The organism is Bradyrhizobium sp. (assembly GCF_019242285.1).
In the GTDB taxonomy this organism is placed as follows: Bacteria; Pseudomonadota; Alphaproteobacteria; order Rhizobiales; family Xanthobacteraceae; genus Bradyrhizobium.
The window spans coordinates 1-8,778 of the sequence record NZ_JAFAVV010000579.1; the positions used below are offsets into that span (position 1 = coordinate 1).

8 protein-coding genes are annotated in these 8,778 nt (G+C 61.1%); 7 read left to right on the forward strand and 1 reads right to left on the reverse strand.

Annotated elements, in window-relative coordinates:
* A partial coding sequence (locus tag JOY90_RS23495; protein ID WP_291693511.1) for an SDR family NAD(P)-dependent oxidoreductase occupies positions 1–147 on the reverse strand: 147 nt, incomplete at its 3' end.
* A gap of 836 nt (positions 148–983) precedes the next feature.
* On the opposite strand from JOY90_RS23495, the gene JOY90_RS23500 reads away from it, so the two are divergent.
* From JOY90_RS23500 to JOY90_RS23530, 7 genes are all read left to right on the forward strand, one after another.
* Positions 984–1,622: a response regulator transcription factor gene (locus tag JOY90_RS23500; RefSeq protein ID WP_291693505.1), complete on the forward strand. Its 639-nt coding sequence runs from the start codon at positions 984–986 to the stop codon at positions 1,620–1,622.
* Positions 1,623–1,833: 211 nt separating this feature from the next.
* Positions 1,834–2,784, forward strand: coding sequence for a LysR substrate-binding domain-containing protein (locus tag JOY90_RS23505; protein ID WP_291693506.1), 951 nt, complete (start codon positions 1,834–1,836; stop codon positions 2,782–2,784).
* Positions 2,785–2,852: 68 nt separating this feature from the next.
* Positions 2,853–4,337 carry an MmgE/PrpD family protein gene (locus tag JOY90_RS23510; protein WP_291693507.1) on the forward strand — a complete coding sequence of 495 codons (1,485 nt, stop codon included), beginning with the start codon at positions 2,853–2,855 and terminating at the stop codon, positions 4,335–4,337.
* Entirely contained in the window at positions 4,328–5,893 is a 1,566-nt protein-coding gene (locus JOY90_RS23515; RefSeq protein ID WP_291693508.1) for an FAD-dependent oxidoreductase, read from the forward strand. Before JOY90_RS23510 ends, JOY90_RS23515 begins: the two co-directional genes overlap by 10 nt.
* A gap of 29 nt (positions 5,894–5,922) precedes the next feature.
* Entirely contained in the window at positions 5,923–7,479 is a 1,557-nt protein-coding gene (locus tag JOY90_RS23520) for an ABC transporter substrate-binding protein (RefSeq protein ID WP_291693509.1), read from the forward strand.
* 24 nt (positions 7,480–7,503) lie between these two features.
* Complete coding sequence (locus JOY90_RS23525; RefSeq protein WP_291693510.1) at positions 7,504–8,454, forward strand: ABC transporter permease; 951 nt, start codon at positions 7,504–7,506, stop codon at positions 8,452–8,454.
* Between the two features lie 4 nt (positions 8,455–8,458).
* Positions 8,459–8,778: ABC transporter permease (locus JOY90_RS23530; protein WP_367276984.1), on the forward strand; the 320-nt coding region annotated here is incomplete at its 3' end.

Below are 8,778 nucleotides of genomic sequence, written 5' to 3' on the forward strand. Positions count from 1 at the left end.
GGAACGGATTACTCTTCCGTTAGCCTCCGCATGTTCTCGACACGCGCCGACGCTGGCCTCGGTCGATCCGCACGCAACAACGCGGGCGCCGCGTTGAGCCAGCAGGTCCGAAACAGCGAGCCCGATTCCTCGCGTTCCGCCGGTCACGAAGGCAGATTTCCCGTGCAGCTCCAATATGGTGATCCCTTGTTGATGAACGAGCTAGGAAGCGACGGCGGCTGCGTGACGAACGAGATTCGCAAGCCGTTCCAGGATGCGGCGATCTCCTTGCGTGCTTGGTGAAGCAGTTTCACCTCAAGCGCGGGCCGCATCCGCTGATCCAGGCGCAAACGAACATCTGCCTTGGCTTCGGTAGCTGGCAGGCCTTCGGCAGGATCGATCCACTCAATTCCATCACAAGGGTCATCCTTTGTTGGGCAACCGAAGGAAGTGCTCGTAGACTGGTAATCGCCCAACGAAAATGTCAAGCGCGAGGGCGGTAATCAAGCGATAACGGCGGATTATACGTTTCCCGAGAATGATCACTTCGAGGCGCCGCAGTTTCGACGGGTGCCCGACGATGTCGAAGTCGCGCAGGTCAGCATCAACTATCTGATCGCTTCGGGCGGCGATCGCGAAGCCTCCTGATCGCCGACGGCCTGTTGATCCTCCCTCTCCAATGCACAACCCTTTGGGGGCATGCTCGGTTCGAGTCTCGAACGAGCAGGGTCCCGCGTCAAACCAAGAGCGGACCTACCGATTCTGGTAGCTATCACAGGCGCCGGCGAACGTTTAAAATCGGTCGGGGACGTAGCAAGAACCTTGTTGCGCTTGCGACTCGCCGCCGATCCGTCCTTACCAAAGGTCTTCCACGAACCATGCGCGGGATCGACCCCAGAACACAGGTGCACCGCCGGAATCGGCCGGGGCATTACGAGTTTCATGATGTATCTCGAAAGGAGATGCCTCCAAGGCGGGCCACGTCGGGACCGATTGTCATCATCATGAGCGAGAATGTTGCTCCCCTCGTTTCCTACATCCTGGAGGAAGTCGGCCATCCGACCATCACCGCCGGCGACGTGCAGCGTGGAGCTCTGCTCGCCGAGACGCACAAAGCGAGCCTCACGATCCTCGATACCGACGTGCTCGACGGGAGACTGCCGAGGGAGCAGGCCCTCGATCTCCTCCTCAAGGCAGCCCCACTCCTCGTTCTGATGTCCAAGGGCGAGTACTGGACCGGTCTCATGAGGCCATCCCGCGCCTTTAAGGTTGTTCAAAAGCCGCTGCCAACGCCGGCCCTCCTGGCCCACATTCGCTTGCACATGGCAGCCGCGGAAACGTTGGGGGAGCTGCAATTCGCCGATGTCGCTGCAAGCCCGCGCACGCACAGAGTCCGACGCGGCGCTCGCCGTGTGCACACATCGCCGATCCAATTCGCCATGCTGTGCCATTTGCTCCGGCATCCTAGGCAGGTCATTTCGCGTCAAGAGCTCATTGAAGCCGTATGGAGAGGGCACCCGGTCGATCCGCGAACCATTGATGCGCACATGGTGCATCTGAGGAAGGCTCTCACCCACGGCGGGGAGCGCAATCTGATCCAGACCGTGCGGTCGGCCGGGTACCTCCTTGACGTCGAGATATGACGGTCATCCGGGGGCGGTGCTTATAGCAAGCATCGTGGCCCTTGCCGACAGCCGTCTTTGCAAGCTGGGCGTCGCGCTGCACGGGCCGATGGGGCTTCTCGACCTTTCTTGACGAATTCGCGCAGACCATGCTTGTGTCGCGCTATCTCGCGCCGGGCGTTCGGCAGCCACATGGCCGGCGCGCCAATCGTGCCGGAGCCAGCCTCTTCAGATGCCTCCCCACAAGAAGTTCGAGACGCGTGTCAACATCCGTCAGCTCGAAGCCTTCCGTGCGCTCATGATTGCAGGAACGGCCAAGGGCGCAGCTCGTCTTCTAGGGATTTCTCAGCCCGCCATCAGCAAGCTCATCGAGCAGGCGGAAAAAAATCTCAACCTCGCTCTGTTTGATCGTTCGCGGGGCCGGCTAACGCCGACACCCGAAGCTGGTCTGCTGTTTGAGGAGGTCGAGAAGACCTTTATTGCCGTCGACAAGGTTCACGAAATCGCCTCGGATATCAAGGCCGCCAATGCCGGCAGCCTCACCATCGCGGTGCTTCCGGCTCTTGGACTGGGACTGGTGCCGCGCGCGATCGCGCGCTTTCATGCCGCGCATCCAAGGACGCGGATATCGATCAGCATTCAGACCTCGGCGAAGGTCGAGGAATGGGCGGCAGCGCAACAGATCGACTTTGGGATCGCCGAGTTTCCCTTTGCCCGCCTCGGCGTGGAGAGCGAGGATTTCTGTCGAGTGGAGCAACTGCTTGCGGTGCCGTCGGGGCATCCGCTGGCGCGGCAGCGTCTCGTCAGGCCTGCGGACGTGGTCGACAGCCCATTCATTTCACTCACGCGAAATACGGTAGGCCGGCATGTGATTGATCAGGTCTTCCTCCAGGCGCAAGTCGAGCGCAACATGGTGCTTGAGGCGCAGTTCGCCGCAGTCATTGCGGGCATGATTGCTCAGGGGCTCGGAGTAGGCTTCATTGATCCCTTCACGGCGTCAGACTTTCGCGACAAAGGAGTGGCCGCGCTGCGGTTTGAGCCGAGAATCGAGTTTCACATCGGCATTCTGCACCCGGCTCACCGACCGATGTCGCGGGTCGCCCGCGAATTCCTCAAGGAGCTGCGGACATGCCGCAACGAGGTGCAGAAGGAATTTCGGTCTGACCGAAACAAGGGCGTATAACGATTCGTTATCGTCGATCGATGGTGCGTTATTTGACACATGAGGGTTGCGCATCATGAAATCGCAACATGATCACAGCAATTTCTTCACAAACCGAACGTCCGTATGTCAAGCGCACGGCGTCCGGCATTCTGGCTACCTATGTGAGCGGCATGTCGCTGGAGAATGTGCCGGAACAGGTGCGCCATGAGGCCAAGCGGCTTATTCTCGATACCCTGGGGTGTCTTGTCGCCGGGTTGGATTGCGAGATCGGATCTGTTGCGGCCGGGATGGCGGCTTGGTTCGGGACACAGCGGCAGGCGACCATCGCGGGAGCACCGGCGCGCGGTAGTGTGCTGGGCGCGATTTACGCAAACGCACGCACGGCAAATGCGCTCGACTTCGATGAGACCTTCCCGGTCGGAGCTCACTTCGGAGCGGCTGGTGTCGTGGTCGCGCTCGCGCTTGCAGAAGAGTTCGGCCTGTCCGGGCCCGAAATCCTGCTTGCCACCATCGCCGGTTATGAATTTGCGGGTCGGGTTGCGAGCCATATCGGCCCGGTAGTCCACCTCGAAGGCGGCCGGGTCACTGGTTTTCCCGACGTGTGGGGTGTGGCGGTCCCTGTCGTCATCGCGGCGGCGGCGACAACGGCAAAGGCATGCCAATACGAGCCGTCACTGTTTTCGCACGCAATCGGACTGGCCGGCTCGAATGCTCCGCTGCCAGTGGGGGCCCAGTGGTCCGGTGCCGTCGACCTGCCGAATTGCAAATATTGCGATACCGGCTGGTGCGCCGTCACGGGAACGGTTGCGGCTCTGTCGGCAAGGCAGGGCTCGCGTGGGTTCACCAGTCTGCTGGACGGAGATCGCGGCCTCGCCCGCATGTACGGCGTGACCAGTGCCGATCACGGCCTGCTCATCGATGATCTCGGCCGGCGTTTCATGCTCGCGGACATCACCTACAAGCCCTGGCCAAGTTGCCGTTTCACCCACTATGCCCTGACCGCGCTGGCCGATCTGCAGGAGCGTCATCCAGTGGACGTCAACTCAATTCACGAGGTGGTCGTAGAGACTGGTCCGCTGGCAGCATCGGAGAGGTTCACCAATCCTGAACCTGCCACCTTCGCCAGCCAGCAGTTCAGCTATCCGCACATGATCGCGATGATGCTTCTGGGTGTGCCGCCCGGACCGGCGTGGTTCGACCCCAAGCATGCTACGGATCCCATCGTTGGAGCGCTCAAGGCGAAAACGCGTATCATCCAGCATCCGAGGGCCGGCGGCTTTGCCGAGGCGTTCGTGCGCAATCAAATCAGAACGATGCCCGGCGGGGTCACGATCGTGACGGCAGGCGGCACGTATCGCTCGGAATCTGACTATGCGCGCGGCGATCCCTGGTCTTCGAGCACGTATTTCAGCGACACCGTCCTTCTCGAGAAATTCGCGGCGCTGGTTCCCGGCAAGGAGGGAGCCGAACTGGCCGACGCTGTCATGAACCTTGAACATGAGACCTCCGTTTCTCGCATCGCAGCGGCACTCGCCCGCGCATCGACCAGAGGCATCTTCCAATGCGCATGACCTTGTCTTCCCTTCGGGGCGCCGTATTCGACGTCGCTGTGATCGGCGGTGGAATCAATGGCGCCAGCGCCGCGCAGCAACTCGCCGCGGCCGGATATCGCACCCTGATTGTCGAAAAGGGAGATTTCGGATCGGGTTCGACGGCGCGATCGAGCCGGCTGCTGCACTGCGGTCTACGTTATCTCGCCCCGGGACGCTCCATGTTCGATTTTGTGCGAAGGCCAGCGCGCTTTGTCGAAGCCATGCGTATGGCTCGGCAAGCCATGCAGGCGAGGTCCGACGTCGTGAGAACCTCGCCTTCGAGCGTCAACCGCATGCAATTCTGCTTTCCGATCTATCGTGGAGACCGCTATCGGGGATGGCAGCTCGATGCCGCCTTCAGGATTCTCTCGGCGCTTGGGCCCGCGGACCCGCCGCTCGACTACGAGCGCCTTGCGCCCGGAGCAGCAGCCCAGCGCCCATTGATCCGCTGGCTTCGTGACTTTGATTCACTCGACTCGGTTGCGGTCTTTCGCGAATACCAGCTCGACTGGCCGGAACGCATCTGCATGGATGCGGTCCTCGAAGCTGAGAGACTGGGCGCCGTGGCACGCAACTATACCTTGGCACGCCTCATCACGCGTGACAGGAGTGGCGGCTGGTCCATCGCTTTGGAAGATGTGCCCGCGGCTGAACCGGATATTCGAATCCGTGCCAAGCTCGTCCTCAACATGGCCGGGATCTGGATCGATGACGTCATTCGCAGCGCCAACCCCTCCGCCGAACGCAAGATCTTGGGGACCAAGGGCTGCCACATCGTTGTACGATTGCCCGACGAATGCCGGGGTTACGGCATCGCCACGCTCAACAGCAGGCAGGAACCGTTCTACTGCATTCCATGGCACGATCTTCATTACTTCGGCCCAACAGAGACCGTGTATGAAGGTGACCGCGATCGCATCTGCGTGACGGAAGATGAGATCGAATGGATCGTCGGCGAAGCCAATCGCCTGCTTCCGCCCCTGAAATTGACGCGTACGGACGTCATCTCGACCTGGGCCGGTGTTCGTCCCTTGACCTATGATGCCGCGCTTCTAGCCGGCAGGCGATCCAGGGAGATCCACGATCTCCAGTCCGATGGCCTTCCGGACGTGCTGGCAATGACGGCAGGTCCCGTCATGACACATCGATCGGCCGGGCAGGAACTGCTCGAGGTCGTCAAGAGTCGTCTGAGCCCGAGTGGTCCCGAGCGCGACCGTTCCTACGCGCCCAGTCCTCTCCGCTTCACGCGGGATCGTCTGATTGACGTCGGCCACCTTGGCCCGGCCCAATGGGCTAGCCTTGCAAGCAAGGTTGAGGGCGAGCACGCCGTATCCCTTACCGACTTCCTGTTCCGCCGAACTGGCCTCGCATGGCGGCGTCTCTTGAGTGACGATGAGATTCGCCAAGCTGCCAATGCCATCGCGCTCCAGCTGGGCTGGCCGTCGCATCAAATCGAGCTCGAGATCGAAAAGTATCAAGCAGAAGTTCGCAGCTTGCACTCGCCTCCGAACCCGTTGTCGGAGGCCGCCGAATAGCGCCAGCTATCTTGCCTGGGAGGAATCGAATGACGACGCAATCGACACTCATCAACCGCCGCAAAGCCCTGCAATTGGCGGCGGCAGCCGCGGCGGCGCCTCTTATGCCAAGCGCGTCGTGGGCCGGCGATAGCCTGCTCCGCGCCGGCATCACCGGCTTTTCCGTCATCAATACCCTCGATCCTGCCAAGGCAAGCCTCCTCTCCGAATACTATGTGCTGTGGGCCGCTTTCAATGCGCTGCTGAAATTCGATGCCAACATGCAGATTGTCCCTGACCTGGCGGAGAGTTTTCGGGTCGTCGATACGACAACTCTCGAGTTCAAGCTTCGTCCCGGGGTGAAATTTCAGGATGGCAGCGAACTTGCGGCCGATGACGTGAAGTTCTCGTTGGAGCGGTTGACTGACGAAGCGCTTGCGTCCCCCAGCCGGGCCAAGGTCGCCGCCATTGCCGACATCCGCATCCTGGATCCCGGTACGCTTCAGATCATGACGCGCGCGCCCTTTGCGCCGCTTCTGACTTACCTGACCAATACGCGAACGGGGACACAGATCGTCCCGTACAAGACCGTGAAGGCGATGGGAAGCGAGGCTTTCGGCAAGCAACCGGTCGGAACCGGCGCCTACGCGATCAAGCAGTGGAAGTCGAACGAGAGCGTGGAGCTCGCAGCGTTTCCAGGCTATTTCCTCCCCGGTCAGAACAGGATCGAGCGCGTGCTGATGCCGCTGATTCCCGAGGAATCCAGTGGAACGACGGCACTCCTCGGGGGACAGATCGACCTGACGAGCACCGCGCCTTTCGCGGATGTGCCTAGTCTGCGCCAGAAGCCGGCATTGCACGTCTACACGACCTCCGGCCTGAACACGCGCTACATCGCGCTGAACAACCGCAAACCACCATTTGACGACGTGCACTTCCGTCGAGCGCTGTCCATGGCGGTGGACCGAAACGTCCTGATCCAGGCGGTGGTGTTTGGAGAAGGGGTCGTCAGCCCCGGGCTGCTGCCGCCCGCGCTGCATCCCAGAAGCGATCTGCCTGTTCCAGATCTGATGAAATTCAACCCTGAACGGGCCCGCGGCGAGCTGGCGAAATCTCGGTACAAGGCGGGGACGGAGGCGACGATCCTGATCTGGGGCTCCAACTGGTGGCGGCGCATTGGGGAGCTCTTCGTCGCGCAGACCAATCAGGTGCTCGGCACCAGCCTGTCGTTGCAGGTCGGAGACCCGAATGCCGTATTCGCGCGCTTGAGAGCTGGCGATTTCCAGGCGGCAGTATGGGGCTGGCTCGGCCTGGTCGACCCTGACGAGTACCTCGGAGAGATGCTTGGGAAGGGCGGCTTCCGCAACCATCAGGGGTATGAGAACCCGCGCTTTGAGGAACTGCTGGCGCAAGGTCGTGCCGAGCTCGATCCCGAGCGGCGTTGGCAGATCTATCGCTTGGCGGAGCAGGTCATGCTCGAGGATATGCCGCTGATTCCGTGTTTCTGCTCCAACGTGCACAATCTTGCGACGTCACGGTTGAGCGGATTCGAGCAATTGCCGTACTCCAACTACGGAGATCAGTTCGCCAGTCTTCATATCAGCTGAGAGGAAGTAAGCGTCGCTGTGACTATGACCCTGATCGGATATTCACAACGCATTGCCGCAGCTGTCTTGCTTGCCGTCTTTGGCGCTGCGCTGATCTTCTTTACCATGCATGCTGCGCCTGGCGACCCGGCGCTCGCGGCACTTGGCGAAGGCGCCACGCCTCAGGCGATCGCGGCCTTCAGGCTGCGCTGGCACCTCGACGAGCCGCTGATCATTCAATTCATATGGTGGTTGTCATCGGCACTCCAGGGGCAATTTGGCACGTCGCTGACGGTCGCGAGCGGCATGCCGGTTACGTCCTTGATCCTGGCGCGGCTCCCGAACACGGTATTCATCGGAGTCTATGCGCTGATCCTGGCCGTGCTCATATCCGTTGCCGCGGGCACGATTGCCGCGCTCAAGCGGGGCCGCAACGCCGATGTCGTCGCCACCTCCGCGGCGATATTCGGGATCTCCATGCCTGACTTCTGGCTGTCATACGTGCTGATCTATGCATTTGCCCTCGGAACCGGATGGTTCCCCGCCTATGGATTCGTTCAGCCGCAGAGCGCGATCACAGGCGCAATATGGAGCGGAACGCTCCCCGCCCTTGCGATCGCTGCCCCGATGGCGGCCAGCTTCACCCGCATTCTCAGAGCCAGCCTGATCGAGGAACTTCACAAGGATCACGTCCGTGTGGCTCGCTCGTTCGGCTACGGAAGACTGTTCGTCTTTGCGCATTTTGTGTTCAGAAATGCGTTGATTCCCTACATCACGGTGATCGGTCTCCAGATCCGCTATCTCTTCGGGGGAACGGTCATCATCGAGCGCATTTTCGGAATACCGGGCGTCGGATCGCTCATGGTGGATGGCGGCTTTGCCCGTGACTTTCCGGTCGTGCAGGCTTGCGCGCTGACGTTTCTTCTTTGCGTGCTGGTCGTCAATATGTCGGTCGATGCAGTCTGCACCGCCCTCAATCCTCGGCGCAGGTGGTGAGCTCATGAGAGGTTTTCTTGCAAACCGTCCGGCGTGTTTCGGTGCAGCGATCACGCTGATCGTCGTCATCGCTGTCGCGGCCGGTCCGCTTTTGAGTGCCTATTCGCCGACCGACATGGATTTTCTTGCACTGTTGGCCGCCCCGAGCTGGAAACACCCGTTTGGCACCGATTCGTTCGGTCGAGATGTCCTCACACGCATCCTCTACGGAGCGCGCGTGTCGATGCTGGTGAGCGCCGCCGGCGTGCTGTTGGCGGTCATCGCTGGGACAGCCGCGGGGTTGCTCTGTGCTCACTTCGGCAGATGGTTCGAAACGGTCGTGAT